This window comes from Phytohabitans rumicis (genome assembly GCF_011764445.1).
Classification (GTDB): Bacteria; Actinomycetota; Actinomycetes; order Mycobacteriales; family Micromonosporaceae; genus Phytohabitans; species Phytohabitans rumicis.
In genome coordinates, this window is the sequence record NZ_BLPG01000001.1 from 1483016 (window position 1) to 1499471 (window position 16456).

The 16456-nt window shown below is 69.6% G+C and carries 18 protein-coding genes and 1 pseudogene; 10 read left to right on the forward strand and 9 right to left on the reverse strand.

Features of this window, described 5'->3' with window-relative positions; all coding sequences use genetic code 11:
- Positions 1-37 precede the first annotated feature (37 nt).
- Entirely contained in the window at positions 38-613 is a 576-nt protein-coding gene (locus Prum_RS06025) for a TetR/AcrR family transcriptional regulator (protein WP_246277678.1), read from the forward strand.
- A 69-nt stretch (positions 614-682) separates the two neighbouring features.
- Here the strand turns inward: Prum_RS06025 and Prum_RS06030 are convergent, their stop codons facing one another.
- From Prum_RS06030 to Prum_RS06055, 6 genes are all read right to left on the reverse strand, one after another.
- Positions 683-1696, reverse strand: a complete 1014-nt coding sequence (locus Prum_RS06030) for a sulfate/molybdate ABC transporter ATP-binding protein (protein WP_173074664.1) — start codon at positions 1694-1696, stop codon at positions 683-685.
- The gene (locus Prum_RS06035; protein WP_173074666.1) at positions 1693-2532 is read right to left on the reverse strand and encodes a sulfate ABC transporter permease; all 840 of its coding nucleotides are present in this window, start codon (positions 2530-2532) and stop codon (positions 1693-1695) included. The genes Prum_RS06030 and Prum_RS06035 overlap by 4 nt, the downstream gene beginning before the upstream one ends.
- On the reverse strand, positions 2525-3373 hold the full coding sequence (cysT, locus tag Prum_RS06040; RefSeq protein ID WP_173074668.1) for a sulfate ABC transporter permease subunit CysT: 849 nt from the start codon (positions 3371-3373) through the stop codon (positions 2525-2527). Before cysT ends, Prum_RS06035 begins: the two co-directional genes overlap by 8 nt.
- Entirely contained in the window at positions 3370-4398 is a 1029-nt protein-coding gene (locus tag Prum_RS06045; protein ID WP_173074670.1) for a sulfate ABC transporter substrate-binding protein, read from the reverse strand. The genes cysT and Prum_RS06045 overlap by 4 nt, the downstream gene beginning before the upstream one ends.
- 168 nt (positions 4399-4566) lie before the next feature.
- Positions 4567-4992 carry an RrF2 family transcriptional regulator gene (locus tag Prum_RS06050; protein WP_173074672.1) on the reverse strand — a complete coding sequence of 142 codons (426 nt, stop codon included), beginning with the start codon at positions 4990-4992 and terminating at the stop codon, positions 4567-4569.
- Between the two features lie 97 nt (positions 4993-5089).
- Positions 5090-5644, reverse strand: coding sequence for an acyl-CoA dehydrogenase family protein (locus Prum_RS06055; protein ID WP_218577098.1), 555 nt, complete (start codon positions 5642-5644; stop codon positions 5090-5092).
- A 358-nt stretch (positions 5645-6002) separates the two neighbouring features.
- On the opposite strand from Prum_RS06055, the gene Prum_RS06060 reads away from it, so the two are divergent.
- The 6 genes and pseudogenes from Prum_RS06060 (at position 6003) to Prum_RS06080 (ending at position 10490) form a co-directional block, all read left to right on the forward strand.
- Positions 6003-6497, forward strand: coding sequence for a beta-class carbonic anhydrase (locus Prum_RS06060; protein ID WP_173074674.1), 495 nt, complete (start codon positions 6003-6005; stop codon positions 6495-6497).
- Positions 6494-6718: a winged helix-turn-helix transcriptional regulator gene (locus Prum_RS51000; RefSeq protein WP_246277679.1), complete on the forward strand. Its 225-nt coding sequence runs from the start codon at positions 6494-6496 to the stop codon at positions 6716-6718. The genes Prum_RS06060 and Prum_RS51000 overlap by 4 nt, the downstream gene beginning before the upstream one ends.
- 143 nt (positions 6719-6861) lie before the next feature.
- Positions 6862-7155, forward strand: a pseudogene (locus Prum_RS51005) (LLM class flavin-dependent oxidoreductase); the annotation flags it as partial.
- A 314-nt stretch (positions 7156-7469) separates the two neighbouring features.
- Positions 7470-7976, forward strand: a complete 507-nt coding sequence (locus Prum_RS51010; RefSeq protein WP_246277680.1) for an LLM class flavin-dependent oxidoreductase — start codon at positions 7470-7472, stop codon at positions 7974-7976.
- Positions 7973-9151, forward strand: a complete 1179-nt coding sequence (locus Prum_RS06075; RefSeq protein WP_246277681.1) for an LLM class flavin-dependent oxidoreductase — start codon at positions 7973-7975, stop codon at positions 9149-9151. Before Prum_RS51010 ends, Prum_RS06075 begins: the two co-directional genes overlap by 4 nt.
- A gap of 1 nt (position 9152) precedes the next feature.
- Complete coding sequence (locus Prum_RS06080; protein WP_173074678.1) at positions 9153-10490, forward strand: NtaA/DmoA family FMN-dependent monooxygenase; 1338 nt, start codon at positions 9153-9155, stop codon at positions 10488-10490.
- 43 nt (positions 10491-10533) lie between these two features.
- Here Prum_RS06080 and Prum_RS06085 read toward each other — a convergent pair whose 3' ends face one another.
- The 3 genes from Prum_RS06085 to metX are packed head-to-tail and all read right to left on the reverse strand — an operon-like array spanning position 10534 to position 13474.
- Complete coding sequence (locus tag Prum_RS06085; protein WP_173074680.1) at positions 10534-11019, reverse strand: CoA-binding protein; 486 nt, start codon at positions 11017-11019, stop codon at positions 10534-10536.
- Positions 11016-12308, reverse strand: a complete 1293-nt coding sequence (locus tag Prum_RS06090) for an O-acetylhomoserine aminocarboxypropyltransferase/cysteine synthase family protein (protein ID WP_173074682.1) — start codon at positions 12306-12308, stop codon at positions 11016-11018. Before Prum_RS06090 ends, Prum_RS06085 begins: the two co-directional genes overlap by 4 nt.
- A complete protein-coding gene (metX, locus tag Prum_RS06095) occupies positions 12305-13474 on the reverse strand; it encodes a homoserine O-acetyltransferase MetX (RefSeq protein ID WP_246277682.1) in 1170 nt (389 codons plus the stop codon). The genes Prum_RS06090 and metX overlap by 4 nt, the downstream gene beginning before the upstream one ends.
- 63 nt (positions 13475-13537) lie before the next feature.
- Between metX and Prum_RS06100 the strand changes: the two genes are divergently transcribed.
- From Prum_RS06100 to Prum_RS06110, 3 genes are read left to right on the forward strand one after another with little or no spacing between them, the layout of a single operon-like run.
- On the forward strand, positions 13538-14086 hold the full coding sequence (locus Prum_RS06100; protein ID WP_173074686.1) for an OsmC family protein: 549 nt from the start codon (positions 13538-13540) through the stop codon (positions 14084-14086).
- 38 nt (positions 14087-14124) lie between these two features.
- Positions 14125-15339, forward strand: a complete 1215-nt coding sequence (locus Prum_RS06105) for a flavin-containing monooxygenase (RefSeq protein WP_218577693.1) — start codon at positions 14125-14127, stop codon at positions 15337-15339.
- Positions 15340-15377: 38 nt separating this feature from the next.
- Positions 15378-16247, forward strand: coding sequence for a LysR substrate-binding domain-containing protein (locus Prum_RS06110; protein ID WP_173074688.1), 870 nt, complete (start codon positions 15378-15380; stop codon positions 16245-16247).
- Positions 16248-16456: the final 209 nt, after the last annotated feature.

A 16456-nucleotide genomic window follows, 5' to 3' on the forward strand; every position in this document is an offset into this window, starting at 1 on the left:
GCCTGGAGACAGTAGCGGACCACGGTCCGGTTCTGCAATGCCTCTGGAACTGCTCCGTAGCCCGCCGCCCAAGGAACGAGCGGACGCCGCGCGCAACCGGGCGGCCGTACTCGACGCGGCCGCCCGGCTCTTCGCCGAGCACGGTGTGGCCACGGTCTCCATGGACGAGATCGCGGCCACTGCCGGGGTAGGCAAGGGCACGTTGTTCCGCCGCTTCGGAGACAAGGCCGGGTTAGCCGCTGCGCTGCTCGACACGCGCGAGCGGGTGCTGCAGGAGGCCATCCTGCACGGACCGCCGCCACTCGGCCCCGGGGCGCCCCCGGCCCAACGGCTCACCGCATTCCTCGACGCCTATTTGGACTACCTACTGGAGCACCTGGACCTGGTACGGATGTCGGAGACCGCCGCACCCGGCGCCCGCTACCGGATCGGGGCCTACCGATTCTGGCACCGGCACCTGGCGATCCTGCTGGCCGGCGTACCCGACCCGGATCATGCCGCACACGTTCTCCTGGCCGCCCTGGCCGCCGAACACATGGCCGCGCTGCTACCTGAACTCGGCGAGCCGCGGATCCGCGCCGGGCTGCGCCGAATCGCCGGTCAACTGCGGTGAGCGCACCGCCGTCGTGGCGCCGGACACCATCTCCCGGTCCCGCGACATCACAGCCCACATCGGCTTCCTTTAGCGGGATGGGGCGAGGCTCGCGGGTTCGGCGGACGACTCGCCCGTTTGTGTCACTGTCGTGGTAGGACTATGCGGCGCGATCCGGATGAACACCGCGGTGCCGAGCTCGAGGCCCAGATCCAGGAACTCGTTGCGAGTGAGCGTCACCGTGACCGCCTGGTCGTCGGCCGTGGTCACCTCCACCCGGATCTCGAAGCCGATGCGGGTGATCCTGGTGACCTGCCCCGGCACGCCGGCCGGATCCGCCGCGCCGCTGTGGAGTTGCAGGTCGTGCGGGCGGACGAGTTGGTCGCCCAGTTGGGTGACCGGGCCAAGGAAGCGCATGACGAAGTCGTTGGCCGGCTCGTCGTACAGCTGGTCGGGTGATCCGATCTGCTCGATCCGCCCTTCGTTGATGACGACGATCTCGTCGGCGACCTCGAGCGCCTCCTCTTGGTCGTGGGTGACGAAGACGGTGGTGACGTGCACTTCGTCGTGCAGGCGGCGCAGCCAGTCCCGCAGCTCCTTGCGGACCTTGGCGTCGAGGGCGCCGAACGGCTCGTCCAGCAGAAGCACCGTCGGCTCGACGGCCAGGGCGCGGGCGAGCGCCATCCGCTGGCGCTGCCCGCCGGACAGCTGCGAGGGCAGCCGATCGGCGAACTGTTCCAGGTGTACGAGGGCGAGGAGTTCGTCGACGCGGCGGCGGATCTCGGCCTTGGGGCGTTTGCGGATCTCCAGGCCGAAGGCCACGTTGCGGCGTACCGACAGGTGCTTGAACGCCGCGTAGTGCTGGAACACGAAGCCCACGTTGCGTTTCTGCGGCGGCAAGTCGGTCGCGTCGATGCCTTCGATCTGGACCTTGCCGGTGTCGGTGCGCTCCAGCCCGGCGATGATGCGCAGGAGGGTGGACTTTCCTCCGCCGGAGGGGCCCAGCAGCGCGGTGAGCTGGCCGGCCGGGATGTTCACGGATATGTTGTCGAGCGCGACGAAGTCTCCGAAGCGCTTGCCCACGTTGGTGATCTCGATGCTCAACGGTTGTCCTTCGGCCGGATGACGGAGACGACGATAATGGCGGCCACCGCGACGAGGGCGAGGAGGAACGCGGTGGCGTAGGCGCCGCCGCGGTCGAAGTTCAGGTACTTCTCCTCGACCACGAGGGTGGCCGTGCGGGTCTGGCCGAGCACGTTGCCGGACACGACCTTGACCGCACCGAACTCGCCGAGTGAACGGGCGAGGCTCAACACGACCCCGTACGTGACGCCCCACTTGATAGCGGGCAGGGTGATCCGGCGGAAGGTCTGGAACGCGTTGGCGCCGAGGCTCCGCGCGGCCTGTTCCTGCTCGTCGCCGATCTCTTCCAGGACGGGCACGACCTCCCGGATCACCAGGGGCAGGGCCACGAAGACCGTCGCCATCACCATGCCCGGCACCGCGAAGATGATCTGGAAGCCCATCGCTTCAAGGGTCGGCCCGAACCAGCCGTCGCGGCCGCCGTAGACCAGTACCAGCGAGAGGCCGACGACGATGGGCGAGATCGACAGCGGCACGTCCAGCAGGGCGTTGAGCAGCCGCTTGCCGGGAAAGTCGTAGCGGACGATCAGCATGGAGATACCGACGCCGAACACCGTGTTGATGACGACGGCGGTGATCGCGATGCCCACGGTGAGCTTCAGCGCGTGGACCACATCGGGGTCGTCGAGGATCGCGTTCAGGTCGGTGAAGCCGTCCTCGAACGCGTTGCGCCCGACCAGGTAGAGCGGCCACGCGACGAGCAGGAACAGGTACGCGGTCACCACGAGGCGCAGGACGTACCGACCTGGGCCCTGGCGACCCGCTCGGACCTTGGCCGCGGCGGTGCGGTCAGCCACGGCGCACCACCCTTCGCTGGATAACGTCGAGGATGACGATGACGGCGAACGAGATCGCCAACAGCACCGCGGCCACGGCCGCCGCGCTGTCCGGGTTGTCGTTCTCGATGCTGCTGAGGATCCGCACCGAGGCGACTTCGGTGCGCATCGGCAGGTTGCCGGACAGCAGGACCAGCGAGCCGTACTCGCTCACCCCGCGGGCGAACGACAGCGCGGCGCCGGCAGCGATGGCCGGGGTCAGGCTGGGCAGGATGATCCGCCGGAACGTGGTGAGCCGGCTCGCGCCCAGCGACGCCGCCGCCTCCTCGACCTCGGGGTCGAGTTCGGCCAGCACCGGCTGCACGGTACGCACGATGAACGGCAGCGTGACGAACAGGAAGGCCAGGAACACCGCGACCCGGGTGTTGGCGATGTTGATCCCGAGCGGGCTGTCCGGGCCGTACAGCGACAGCAGCACCAGGCCGGCGACGATCGTCGGTAGCGCGAACGGGATGTCAATCAGGACCTCGAGGGCTCGCTTGCCGAAGAACCGGTCGCGCACCAGCACCCAAGCGATGAGCGTGCCCATGACGATGTTGACCACCGTGACGAGCGCCGCGGTGCCGACGGTGAGCCGGATCGCGGCGGCGGACTGCTCGTTGGTCACCGCCCGCCAGAAGCCGCCCCAGCCGCCCTCCGACGCCGTCACCACCACAGCGGTCAGCGGGATGAGCACGAGGAGGCTGAACCACAGCATCGCCACCCCGAGGCCCAGGCCGGAGACCCGGGTGAGCGGCAGGCCGCCCCGGGCCGACCGGCGGGTGGCCGCCGGTCGGTCCGGAGCGAGTGCGGTCGAGGTCACTGCGCCTTCCCGGACGCGGTAATGATCTTGGTGACGAGACCCGCGTCCTCATCGAAGAACTTCTTCGACAACGCCGACCAGCTCTCGAAGTCCTTGTCCACGGTGAGCAGCTTCTGCGGGGTCGGGAACGGGTTGTTCGGATCGATCGCCCCCTCGACACCCTTGGTGTCGACGCCGTCGATGATCGGCCGGAAGCCCTTGAGCGCGAACTGGCGCTGGCCCTGCGGACCCAGCACGAAGTCCAGCCACTCCTTCGCCTTCGGGTTGGCGTTCTTGAGCACCGCGCCCGGGTTCTCGATCAGGATGGTCGTCGACGGGAGGACCCAGTCGAGCTTCTCACCGTTCTGGCGGGCCAGGATCGTCTCGTTCTCGTAGGCGAGCAGGACGTCGCCGGTACCGCCGAGGAACGCGGTGGTAGCGTCCCGACCGCTGTTGGGCAGCGCTACCACGTTCGCGAACAGCTTGGTGAGGTAGTCCTGCGCCTGCGCGTCGGTCCCGCCGTTGGCGGTGATGTGACCCCAGGCGGCGAGCGCGTTCCACCGGGCCGCGCCCGACGAGGCGGGGTTGGGCGTGACGATGCTGATGCCCGGCTTGATCAGGTCGTCCCAGCCCTGGATGTTCTTGGGATTCCCCTCGCGCACCGCGAGCACGACGACCGACGAGGACACGATGCCCTTGTTCGCCCCGCTGTTCCAGCCCGCGTCGACCAGGTCGGCGTCGACCAGCCGGGTCACGTCGCTGGTCACGGAGAAGTGCACGTAGTCGGCTTTCAGCCCGGACACCACCGCGCGGCTCTGGTCACCGGACGCGCCGTACGAGGTCTTGAACTTGACACCCTTGCCCGCGTCGGTCTTGTTCCACTCCGCGGCGATCGCCTTATTCGCCGCCTCGGGGACGGCGAAGCCGACGATGTTCAGCGTCACGGACTCACCGGCCGACTCCCCTCCTCCATCGCCACCGCAGGCCGACAGCGCCAAGCTGGCGACGAGGGCGAGAGCGGCGGCCGCTCTGGTCCGAATCTTCATGGGAACCCATCCTCCTTCAGCGCGTCTCCGCGCGATATATATCTCCGAGCGAAAAGGTCGGGAATATGGACAAACAAGAGTGAAGCGTCAGCGACTACGAGCGCCTGCCGGGCCTCGATGCCAGCGGCGGCAACTCTCGACCGAATATCCCATCTAGTCGACAGACTTTCAAGAGTTAGGTACGGCCGCGGGACGGCCGGGCGCGAGCAGGTCGGCGAGGCTGGCGCTGTCGACGATGCCCTCGATCGCCCGGTGCACCGACAGCCAGACCTCGCTCAGTCCGGCGGCGACGCCGTGGTACGAGGCGCCGGCAGTCGGGAGCCCCCGGACCGTCGTAATCGCCCCATTGGTGGCGCGCAGCACGTCGCCCACCGTGATGTCCTGCGGCGCACGGGTCAAGGCGTACCCACCGTCGGCCCCACGCAGGCTGTGCAGCAGGCCGGCCCGGCGCAGATCGAGCAGGATGCCTTGCAGGAACGCGTACGGGATGTCCTGACTCGCGGCCAGATCGGCCGCCTTCGCCAACTCCGGATGGTGGGCCGCCACGGCGAGCATGGCGCGCACGGCGTAGTCGGTCCGCGCGGACACGTACACGACCTGACTCCGTTCTCCGATCTTTCCCACTTGATATGTAGGAATAGTGGACTGAGTTCGCTCGCGAGTCAAGTCCGGGAGGTGGTGGGCCTTCGGATCAGGTGTAGAGGGTGAACTCGGGGTACGCGCCGTTGAGGTAGTGATCGCCGACCTCGCGCCGTTTGTAGGCGACCGGGTCGTGCAGGGTGTGCGTGCGCACGTTGCGCCAGAATCTGTCGAGGCCGTACCGATTGCTGGTGGCGCGGGCCCCGGTCACCTCGTAGATGCCCGCGGTGACGTCCAGCGCGACGTCGGTGGCGACCACCTTGAGCCGGGCCACGGCCGCCGCGACCTCGCCGCGTTCGTCCCAGGTCAGCGCGGGTCCGCGCGCGACGGCCGCGGCGAGGTGGGCGGCGACCCGGTCGGCCAGGGCGCCCGCCGCGTCCAGGCGGGCGGCGAAGCTGCCGTACGTGGACAGGACGTACGGCTCGCGGGTGGCCGCGTCGATGCCGCTGAGCACCCACGGGCGGGAGACGGTACGGGTGTAGTCGCGGGCGACGGCCAGCGCGCCCTCCGCGATGCCCAGGTAGAAGTGGCCGAAGACGGCCTGGATCGCTGGGGTGATCACGGTGGCCAGGGGCGTCAGCTTCGCCGGTGCCAGCGAGCCGATCACGTGCTCGGGGTCGATGCGTACCTCGGTGAAGGGCTGCCGCCAGTGTTGTGGACGGTCTGGGTCAGGGGACGGCCCGCGGCGTCGCTAGCCGTTGCCGCACAAGGCAGCCGCCGCGCGGTCCAGCTGGGCCGCACCCGCCGGGATAGCGAAGGTCTCGTCGAGGTCGGGGGCCTGCACAGTCATCGTTGGTTCGCTCCGTATCGCGGTTGTCGTTTCTGGCGATCGAATTCTGCGCAGCCATGACGGCGCAGCGGAAGTACGCACTAATTTCTGCCCCGGTGAGGTGGAGGGAACCATGACCATGGTCGATAATTCCTATCGGGTAGATAGGTGTAAGTGATCCGGATGGGAGCTGGCCATGACCGTCACCGACGAACTGCTCGCCAACGCCGAGCGATACGCACAGACCTTCGACAAGGGGCATCTGCCGCTGCCTCCGGCCCGCGGCGTCGCGGTGCTGGCGTGCATGGACGCGCGACTGAACCCGTACGGGCTGCTGGGTCTACAGGAAGGCGACGCCCATGTCATCCGCAACGCCGGCGGCGTGGTGACCGCCGGCGAGCGGCGGAGTCTGGCCATCAGCCAGCGCCTGCTGGGCACCCGCGAGATCATCCTCATCCATCACACGGACTGCGGCATGCTCACCTTCACCGACGACGACTTCAAGTCCAAGATCCAGGCCGAGACCGGGATCAAGCCGGACTGGTCCGCCGAAGCGTTCGCCGATCTGGACGAGGACGTGCGCCAGTCGATCCGGCGGATCGACGCCGACCCGTTCATCCCGTACACCGACCACGTGCGGGGCTTCGTCTACGAGGTGGAGACCGGGCGGCTGCGCGAGGTGGTCGCATGACCCATCACGGCAACCACGCAGACGTAGACGCGGTCCTCGCCGCGCGCGACGACACGACCTGCCGGGTCCGCGAGGTCCTGGACCGGGTCGGCGAGAAGTGGGCGGTAACCGGGCTGGTGATCCGTACCGTGCACCCGGTGGTGCCACCGCGGGTCGACTACGCGCTCACCCCCTTGGGCGTGACCCTGCTCGACACCGTGGCGAGGCGAGAAACCAGATGACCTCGGCCTGCTCGCGCGCCCGCGCCCAGCGCTGCACGGCGTGTGACCCAGGTCTCAGCCTGATCCTACTTATTCTGTAGGTTTAGTAGGCTGGGCCGACGGAGGTCAGCCGACCCTTCCCCGCCCATGACTGAGGGGTGCCGATGAGCTTAACTCCGCTGTCCATTTTGGACCTGGCGCCAGTACTGTCCGGCGGCACCCCGGCGCAAGCGCTGCGTAACACGATCGACCTGGCGCAGCAGGCCGAGCAGGCCGGCTACCGGCGGTACTGGTTGGCCGAGCATCACTTCGCGCCCGGCGTGGCCAGCTCGGCGACCGCGGTGCTCATCGGTCTCGTGGCCGCGGCGACCAGCCGGATCCGGGTCGGCTCCGGGGCCGTCCAGCTCGGCCACCAGACCGCGGTCTCGGTGGTCGAGCAATTTGGGACGCTCGACGCCTTCCACCCGGGCCGGATCGACCTGGGCCTGGGGCGGTCCGGGCAGCGAAAGGCGCAGGCGCTGGCCGCGCCACCGGTGTTCGAGCCGAAGCCGGCTCGGGTGGTGGACGGGCTGCTCGTCCCGCCGGCGTTCAACTTCCTGCCGCTGCTCGCCTCGCCGCGTCTGGCCGCGCAGACCGCGGTCTTGCAGCAGCCGGGGGCCCAGTCGCCGGACTTCGCCGAGCAGGTCGGCGACATTCTCGCCCTCCTGTCCGGCAGCTACCTGGTCGGCGACGTCGACCTGCACGCCGTACCCGGGAGGGCGCGGACGTCGAGGTGTGGATCCTGGGCAGCAGCGCCGGGCAGAGCGCGCAGGTCGCCGGCGCGCTTGGCCTGCCGTTCGCCGCCAACTACCACGTCAGTCCGGCCAGCGTGCTCGAAGCGGTCGAGGCGTACCGGGAAGCGTTCCGGCCCGGCGTCCTCGATCGGCCGCACGTGCTCGTATCGGCGGACGCCGTCGTGGCCCCCGACGACGAGACCGCCCGGGAGCTGGCCTCGCCGTACGGGCTGTGGGTGCGCTCCATCCGCAGCGGGCAGGGGGCCCCGCCGTTCCCGTCCCCGGCCGAGGCCGCCGCCCACGCCTGGACCGACGAGGAACGCGAGCTGGTCGCCGACCGGATCGACACCCAGTTCGTCGGCGCGCCGGAGACCGTGGCGGAGAAGCTGCGCATCCTGCGCGATGCCACCGGAGCGGACGAGCTGCTGGTCACCACGATCACCCACGACCACGCGGACCGGGTCCGCTCGTACGAGTTGCTGGCCAAGGAATGGGGCGCCGCGTGACCACGACATCCCCGCTGCATCTGGCGGTCGCGTTGGACGGCGCCGGTTGGCATCCGGCGGCCTGGCGGGAGCCGGACGCGCGACCGGAGGCGCTCTTCACGGCCGGGTACTGGGCCGGCCTGGTCCAGGAGGCCGAGCGCGGCCTCCTGGACTTCGTCACCATCGAAGACGCGCTCGGTCTGCAGTCGTCCCGCTTCGACGGGCCGGACGAACGCACCGACCAGGTCCGCGGCCGGCTCGACGCGGTACTCATCGCCGCTCGCGTCGCGCCGACAACCCACCACATTGGACTCGTCCCGACCGCCACCGTCACGCACACCGAGCCGTTCCACGTCTCCAAGGCGATCGCGACGCTCGACTACGCCAGCAAGGGGCGGGCCGGCTGGCGCGTGCAGGTCTCCGGCCGCAGCCACGAGGCGCGGCACTTCGGGCGCCGGGAGATCCCCCGCTTCAGCCTCGACGACCTCGGATCGCCCGCGATGGTCGAGCTGATCGCGAACCTGTTCGACGAGGCGACCGAGTACGTCGAGGTGGTGCGCAGGCTCTGGGACAGCTGGGAGGACGATGCCGAGGTCCGCGACGCGGCGACCGGGCGCTTCATCGACCGCGACAAGCTGCACTACATCGACTTCGCCGGCAAGTGGCTGACCGTCCGCGGACCGTCCATTGTGCCCCGTCCGCCGCAGGGCCAGCCGGTGGTCACCGCGCTCGCCCATTCGGCGGTGCCGTACCGGTTCGCCGCCCGCTCGTCCGACGTGGCCTTCGTGACCCCGTTCGACACCGGCCAGGCGGCCGACATCGCCGGCGAGGTCGGCCCGGGACCACTCGTCTTCGGCGACGTGGTCGTCTTCCTCGGCGACACCGCCAAGGAGGCCGTCACCCGCAAGGACCGGCTCGACGCGCTGGCCGGCACACCGTACACATCGGACGCTTATGTCTTCACCGGCACGCCAGGACAGCTGGCCGACCTGCTGCAGCAGTGGCAGGTCGCCGGCCTGGCCGGCTTCCGGCTGCGACCGGCCACACTCCCCCACGACCTCACCGCCATCACCCGCGGCCTGGTGCCGGAACTGCAACGCCGCGGGGCCTTCCGGCACGGGTACGAGGCCAGCACACTCCGCGGACTGCTCGGCCTGCCCCGTCCCGCCAACCGGTACGCGCTCGGGGGTGCCTGACATGCCCAAGCAGATCCACCTCGCCGCCCACTTCCCCGGCGTCAACAACACCACGGTGTGGAGCGACCCCGAGTCCGGCAGCCAGATCGAGTTCGACTCCTTCGTCCGGCTCGCACAGACCGCCGAACGCGCCAAGTTCGACTTCTTCTTCCTCGCCGAGGGCCTGCGCCTGCGCGAACAGAACGGCCTCATCTACGACCTCGACGTGGTCGGCCGGCCCGACACGTTCACCGTCCTCGCCGCGCTCGCCGCCGTCACCGAGCGGCTCGGGCTCACCGGCACCATCAACTCCACCTTCAACGAGCCGTACGAGGTGGCCCGCCAGTTCGCCAGCCTCGACCACCTCTCCGCGGGCCGCGCCGGATGGAACGTGGTCACCTCGTGGGACGCCTTCACCGGCGAGAACTTCCGCCGCGGCGGCTTCCTGCGCCAGGAGGACCGCTACGAGCGCGCCGAGCGGTTCCTGCGTACGGCATGGGAGCTGTTCGACTCGTGGCAGGGCGACGAAATCGTCGCGGACCAGGCGTCCGGCGCGTTCCTGCGCCGGCCCGGCGCCGGCGCGTTCGCGCACCGGGACTCGCACTTCGACATCGCCGGGCAGTTCAACGTGCCGCGCTCGCCGCAGGGCCGGCCGGTGATCCTGCAAGCGGGCGACTCCGACGCCGGCCGCGAGTTCGCCGCCGCCACCGCCGACGCCATCTTCAGCCGGCACAGCACACTACAGGCGGGACAGGACTTCTACGCCGACGTCAAGGGCCGGCTGGCCCGCTACGGCCGCGCACCGGACCAACTCCTCGTCCTGCCGGCCGCGACCTTCGTGCTCGGCGACACCGACGCCGCCGCCCAGGAGCGCGCCGACGTCGTCCGGCACCAACAGGTCAGCGGCCGGACCGCGCTGCGCTTCCTGGAGCAGGTGTGGAACCGCGACCTGTCCGGGTACGACCCGGAGGGGCCGCTGCCCGACGTCGACCCGCTTGTCGGCGAGAACACCGTGGTACGCGGCCGCGCCAGCGTACGGATGTTCGGCGACCCGTTGCAGACCGCGCGGCAATGGCGCGAGCTGGCCGAAACCAAGAAGCTGTCGATCCGGGACCTGGTCATCCAGGTCAGCGGCCGGCAGACCTTCATCGGCTCGCCCGCCACCGTCGCCGCGGCCATCGACGAGCTGGTCCAACGGGACGCCAGCGACGGGTTCATCCTCGTACCGCACCTCGTGCCCGGCGGGCTGGACGAGTTCGCCGACACCGTCGTACCGCTGCTGCAGGAACGTGGCGTGTTCCGGACCGAGTACGACGGGGTGACGCTGCGGGACCACCTGGGCCTCGCCCATCCCGTCTGACTGGGCGCATCGAGCTGGGCGAGCAGCTCTGGCTGGCGACCGGCTACTGGAGGCCGGAGCGGACGGACGTGATGCGCTGCGTGTTGAGGCCGAGCCAGTGCATCCGGCCCAGGTAGCGCGCGTGCTCGACCTTGAGGCAACGGTCCAGGATCACCGTCAGGCCGCCGTTCTCCGCGATCCGCGCGCCCTCCTCGTTGATCACACCGAACTGGCACCAGAGGGCACCGGCGTGGATGGCGACCGCGTCCCGGGCGATCGCGGGCAGCGCGTCCGGCGCGCGGAAGACGTTCACCAGGTCCACCGGCACGGGAACGTCGAGCAGGCTCGGGTAGCTGGTCTCGCCGAGGATCGTCGTCTCGCGCGGGTTGACGGGGATCACTCGGTAGCCATGCCGCTTGAGGTAGTAGCCGACGAAATTGCTGGCGCGTAGCTCGTTGTTCGACAGTCCCACGATCGCGATGGTCCGCGCGGTGTGCAGCACGCGCTGGATCGCCGACGTGTCCTGGTACCGGTCGAGGTCGATGCTCATGCCGTGGCCACCACCTTCGCGAAACCCTGCTCCAGGTCCCAGATCAGGTCTTCGACGGACTCGGTCCCGACCGACAGGCGTACCGTCCCCGGTGCGACGCCGGCCGCCCGCAGCTCGTCGTCGCCGAGCTGGCGATGTGTCGTGCTGGCGGGATGGATGATCAGGCTCTTCGCGTCGCCCACGTTCGCCAGGTGGGACCAGAGCGTCACGCCGCGGATGAGGTCCTGCCCACCCTCCCGGCCGCCGGCGCAGTCGAACGAGAACACCGCGCCCGCCCCGCGTGGCAGGTACTGGTCCACGAGCGGGCGGTACCTGCTTGCTGGCAGGCCCGGGTAGGTCACGTTCGTGGCCAGCTCGTGCGACTCGAGAAACGCCGCGACCGCCCGCGCGTTCTCGACATGGCGCTGCATCCGCAGCGACAGTGTCTCAAGCCCCTGAAGGAACAAGAATGCGTTGAACGGTGAGAGCGCCGCGCCGAGGTCGCGGAGGGTCTCGGCCCGCAGCTTCATCAGGTAGCCGTAGGTGCCGAACGTTTCGTGGAACTGTAGGCCGTGGTAGGCGGGCGACGGATCCGCGATCACCGGAAACCGGCCGTTGGACCAGTTGAACGTGCCGGCCTCGACGACAACGCCGCCGATGCTCGTGCCGTGCCCGCCGATGAACTTCGTCGCCGAGTGGATGACGATGTCGGCGCCCCATTCGATCGGGCGGCACAGGTACGGCGTGGCGAACGTGTTGTCCACGATCAACGGCAGCTCGTGCTCATGCGCGATGGACGCCACGGTCTCGATGTCCAGCACGTTCCCGGCGGGGTTGCCGATCGTCTCGCCGAAGAATGCCTTCGTGTTCGCGCGGACCGCACGCCGCCACGCGTCCGGGTCGTCGGGGTCGACCCACGTCAGCTCGACGCTCATCTTGCGCAACAGATGCTTAAGCTGATTCACCGTCCCGCCGTACAGCGCCGTGGACGACACGACGTGGTCGCCCGGCTGCAGCAGCGTGAACAGCGCGGCCGCTTGCGCGGCGATGCCGCTGGCGAACGCCACCGCACCGCAGCCACCCTCCAGATTCGCCACCCGCTCCTCGAACACCGCGACGGTCGGGTTCATGATGCGCGAGTACGTGTTCCCGTACTCCTGCAGGTTGAAGTACGCCGCCGCCGACTCCGGGTCCTCGAACACGTAGCTGGTCGTCTGGAAGATCGGCACCGCACGCGCGCCGGTGTTCGGGTCGGGTCGTTGCCCGGCGTGCAGCTGCCGGGTCTCGAATCCAAAGTCGCGGTCTGTCACGAAGGCATCTCCAAGAAACGGCGGACGATGGGCGTCTGACGCGCTTCCTCCAGCAGGAAGCAGTCGTGGCCGTACGGCGCCTCGATCTCGTGGTACTCGACCGGCTTGCCGAGGGCGCGCAGGGCGTCCTCGATCTGCCTCGACGCGGCGGGCGGGTACAACCAGTCCGAGCTGAAGGCGATCAGCAGCGTCCGCGCCAAAACGCCGTCGAGCGCCCGCACGAGCGATCCGCCGCCATGCTGCCGTGCGAGGTCGAAATACGTCAACGCGCGCGACAGATACAGATAGGTGTTGGCGTCGAAGCGCCGGACGAACGAGTCGGCCTGGTGGCGCAGGTAGCTCTCGACCTCGAACTCCGGCTCGGTGATCGTGTAGCGGATGTCGTCGGCGAACTGCAGCCGCCGGCCGAACTTGTCATCCAGCGCCGGCGCGGACAGGTACGTCACGTGGCCGACCATCCGCCCCACGCCCATGCCGCCGTCCGGCGTTCTGCCGGTGCCGTAGTAGTGACCGCCCTGCCAGGCAGGATCGCGCATGATCGCGTCACGCGCGATCGCGTTCCAGGCCAGGCCCTGCGGGTGCAGGGCGTGCGTGCTGGCGATCGCCACGACGGCGTCGACCTGCTCGGGAAACAGGATCGCCCATTCCAATGCCTGCATCCCGCCGAGCGATCCGCCGGCCACCGCCGCGAGCCGCCCGATGCCGAGTACGTCCAGGAACGCGCGCTGCGTGCGCACCATGTCCGCCACGGTGATCACCGGAAAGTCCGACCCGTACGGCTTACCCGTGGCCGGGTCGACCGATGACGGTCCCGTGGTCCCGCGGCAGCCGCCAAGCAGGTTCGTGGAGACGACGAAGTAGCGGTCGGTGTCGAACGCCTTGCCCGGACCGATCATCCCGTCCCACCAACCAAGCCCCTTGCCGGCTGTTCCGTCCCGGTCCTCCGCCGCGAACCCGTCGCGCGTGCTCTCCTCGGGTGTCTTCGACAGACCCGCCGCGTGGGCATCACCGCTGAGCGCGTGGCACACCAGGATGACGTTGTCCCGCTCTGGTGCGAGGACGCCGTAGGTCTCGTACGCCACCCGGACCGAGGCCAGCTCCCGTCCGCAGTCAAGCCGCAGCGGCTTGGGCAGGTCGAGGTACCGCGTCTCGACAACCGCGTTCATGGCCATCCTTGTCCTCCCGATGCTATTGTCTACCACGCCCATCGGTAATGAGGAGAACCCGCCATGACCATGGTCGACAACGGAGTTAACGTTCAGGCGCTGCTCGACGCACGGCAGGCGCTGAAGGGCGCCCCCGAGGCAGCTCAGTTCACCTGGCGGGCATCCGCCAAATGGCAGAACGGGGTGCACAGCACGACCACGGTGAGCAACTTCTTCGGGCTCGGGCAGGAACATGCCCACAAGTCCGACGCGGTGTTCGACGCCGACCACCCCGAGGTCTTCGCGGCCGAGGACAACGGCATCACGCCGATCGAGTACCTCCTCGTCGGCCTCGCGAGCTGCCTGACGGCGGGCGTCGCGTCCGTCGCGCAGAACCGCGGCATCCAGTTGCGCTCGGTGGAGTCGACGGTCGAGGGCCAGCACGATATCCGCGGGATCCTCGGTGTCGACAGCGACGTCCGCAACGGCTTCAACGACATCAAGGTGACATTCAAGATCGACGCGGACGCCTCCGAGCAGGACATCGAAGCGCTGGTGGCCCAGTCCCAGAAGCGCTCGGCCGTGTTCGACGCGCTCACCAACCCGACGAACGTCACCGTCGAGGTCGCCTGAGGGAGGCACGCGCCATCGAGCAGGTCACCGCGGTCGTCATCGGGGCGGGGCACGCCGGCCTCGCCGCGAGCCACTTCCTCACCGAGCGGTCGATCGACCACGTCGTACTCGAACGCGGTGAGGTGGCGAACTCCTGGCGGTACGAACGCTGGGAGTCGCTGCGACTGCTCACTCCCAACTGGCAAAGCCGCCTACCGGGCCACCGCTACGAAGGCCCGGACCCGGACGGCTACATGACGGTCGGCGAAGTGATCGAGTTCATCGGCCGCTTCGCCACCGTCTCGCGCGCCCCCATCCGGACCGGCACCAACGTCACGTCGGTGACAGCCGTCGACGATGGCTACCAGGTGACGACAGGCCGCGGCGAGATCCGCTGCCGGGCGGTGGTCATCGCGAGCGGCGCGTGCAACCAGCCGGCGGTGCCGCAGATCAGGCACGCGGTGCCGGAGTCCGTCGAGCAACTGACACCGTTCGACTACCACTCCCCCGCCAAGCTCCCCGACGGCGGCGTCCTCGTCGTGGGAGCGTCGGCGACCGGCGTGCAACTGGCAGCCGAGCTGAGGCGATCGGGCCGGCCGGTGGTCCTTTCGGTCGGCGAGCACGTCCGGCTGCCGCGCACGTACCGCGGACGGGACGTGCTGTGGTGGATGGACGCGTCCGGCGTGTGGGACCAGCGGTACGACCAGGTCGACGACCTGACCCGGGCCCGGCGGCTACCCTCCCCGCAGCTCGTCGGCACCCCCGAGCGGAGCACGCTCGATCTCAACGCGCTCGCCGCGACCGGCGTCGAGCTGGTGGGCCGCTGGGCCGCCGTACGCGACGGCCACGCGCTGTTCTCCGGCGGCCTGCGCAACGTGTTCTCGCTCGCGGACCTCAAGCTGAAGCGCCTGCTGGACACGTTCGACGAGTGGGCCCGGACGCACGGACACGACGCCGAGGTCGACCCTCCCGAGCGCCTCGCGCCCACCCGCATGCCCGAGTCGACTCGGCTACAGGTCGACCTGCGCAGCGGCGAGATCCGCACGATCGTGTGGGCGACCGGGTTCCGGCCCGACTACGGGTGGCTCGACGTGCCCGTGGTCGACGCCAAGGGACAGTTGCGCCACGACGGCGGCGTGGTCGACAGCCCCGGGCTGTACGCGCTGGGGCTGCCGGTGCTGCGGCGGCGCAAGTCGACGTTCATCCACGGCATCGAGGACGACGCCCGCGAGGTGATCGCTCACCTCACCCGGTATCTGCGCGTGCGCCACTGAGCTATAATCTACAAAGCCGATAGGTTTGAGAGGTTGTCGTGCCGGAGCCGCTCGACCTGATCCACTTGCGCACTCTCATCGCGATCGCCGACTGCGGGGGCTTCCACCGCGCCGCGGCGGCACTGTGCCTGAGCCAGTCGACGGTCAGCCAGCACGTCCGCCTCCTGGAGCGCCGGCTGAAGCAGCCACTGGTCGAGAAGGCCGGCCGGGGTGTGCGTCTGACCGCGGGCGGCGAGGCGCTGCTGGTGGAGGCGCGGCGGATCCTCGCCGTACACGACGAGTCGCTGCGACGGCTGGAGGTCAGTAACGAGCCGACCATCGTGGTCGGCTCCACCGAGCACGCCGCCGACCAGATGCTCCCCCAGCTGCTGGGCGCGCTGCGGCACGCCTTTCCGGGCCGGTCCGTTCGCTTCCGGATCGACCGATCCACCCAGCTCGCCGAGGCCGTCGCCCGCGGCACGCTCGACCTGGCGGTCGTGCTCACCGGCGCCGAGCCCATCGGCACGCGGGTCGGCCTGCTTCCCCTGCACTGGTACGCGGCGCCCCGGTTCGCGGCGCCGGCACCGGGCGAGGCGTGGCCGGTCGTGGCGTTCGAGGAGCCGTGCGGTCTGCGGCAGAAGGCTTTGCAGGCGCTGGACCAGGCCGGCTGGGCAGCGACCATCACCGCCGAGTCGACCAGCCTGGACGGCGTGGTCGCGGCGGTACGCGCCGGCCTGGGTGTGGCCCTGCTGCCCAGCGCCGGCCGCACCCCGCCCGGGTTGGTGGCGCTGCGGCAGCTGCCTGATCTGGGTCACACCGGCCTGCATGTCGTCGCCCGGCGGGGCATCGACCCGGAGCTGGAGCGCACGGCCTGCGAGGTCGGCGGGGAGTTCTTCGCGTCCCGGGCGTACCTGCGCAGCGTCGCCTGATCGCTGGACCGATCGGAGTCTCCGATCGGTCGGGTCAACGAATCGCGGTTGGACGTATTCCTATCGGGTAAGTATGGTTTGGTCATGACCAGGCAGACCTACCCGAGGGCGCACACCGGCGCCCGGTCGGCGGTCGGCCCTTCTCACCGGTGTCGCGGTCACCGGTGCTGTCGCAGCGCTCGCTGACCCTTCTCCCGTAACGGCGCGAC

What these genes read in the sequence shown, in the direction of transcription:
- Prum_RS06085 (WP_173074680.1), bottom strand. Translation starts at nt 11,019, where the DNA reads ATGAGCATCGACCTCGACCGGTACCAGGACACGTCGGCGATCCAGCGC.
- Prum_RS06080 (WP_173074678.1), top strand. Translation starts at nt 9,153, where the DNA reads ATGCCCAAGCAGATCCACCTCGCCGCCCACTTCCCCGGCGTCAACAAC.
- metX (WP_246277682.1), bottom strand. Translation starts at nt 13,474, where the DNA reads ATGAACGCGGTTGTCGAGACGCGGTACCTCGACCTGCCCAAGCCGCTG.
- Prum_RS51000 (WP_246277679.1), top strand. Translation starts at nt 6,494, where the DNA reads ATGACCCATCACGGCAACCACGCAGACGTAGACGCGGTCCTCGCCGCG.
- Prum_RS06045 (WP_173074670.1), bottom strand. Translation starts at nt 4,398, where the DNA reads ATGAAGATTCGGACCAGAGCGGCCGCCGCTCTCGCCCTCGTCGCCAGC.
- Prum_RS06025 (WP_246277678.1), top strand. Translation starts at nt 38, where the DNA reads ATGCCTCTGGAACTGCTCCGTAGCCCGCCGCCCAAGGAACGAGCGGAC.
- Prum_RS06060 (WP_173074674.1), top strand. Translation starts at nt 6,003, where the DNA reads ATGACCGTCACCGACGAACTGCTCGCCAACGCCGAGCGATACGCACAG.
- Prum_RS06100 (WP_173074686.1), top strand. Translation starts at nt 13,538, where the DNA reads ATGACCATGGTCGACAACGGAGTTAACGTTCAGGCGCTGCTCGACGCA.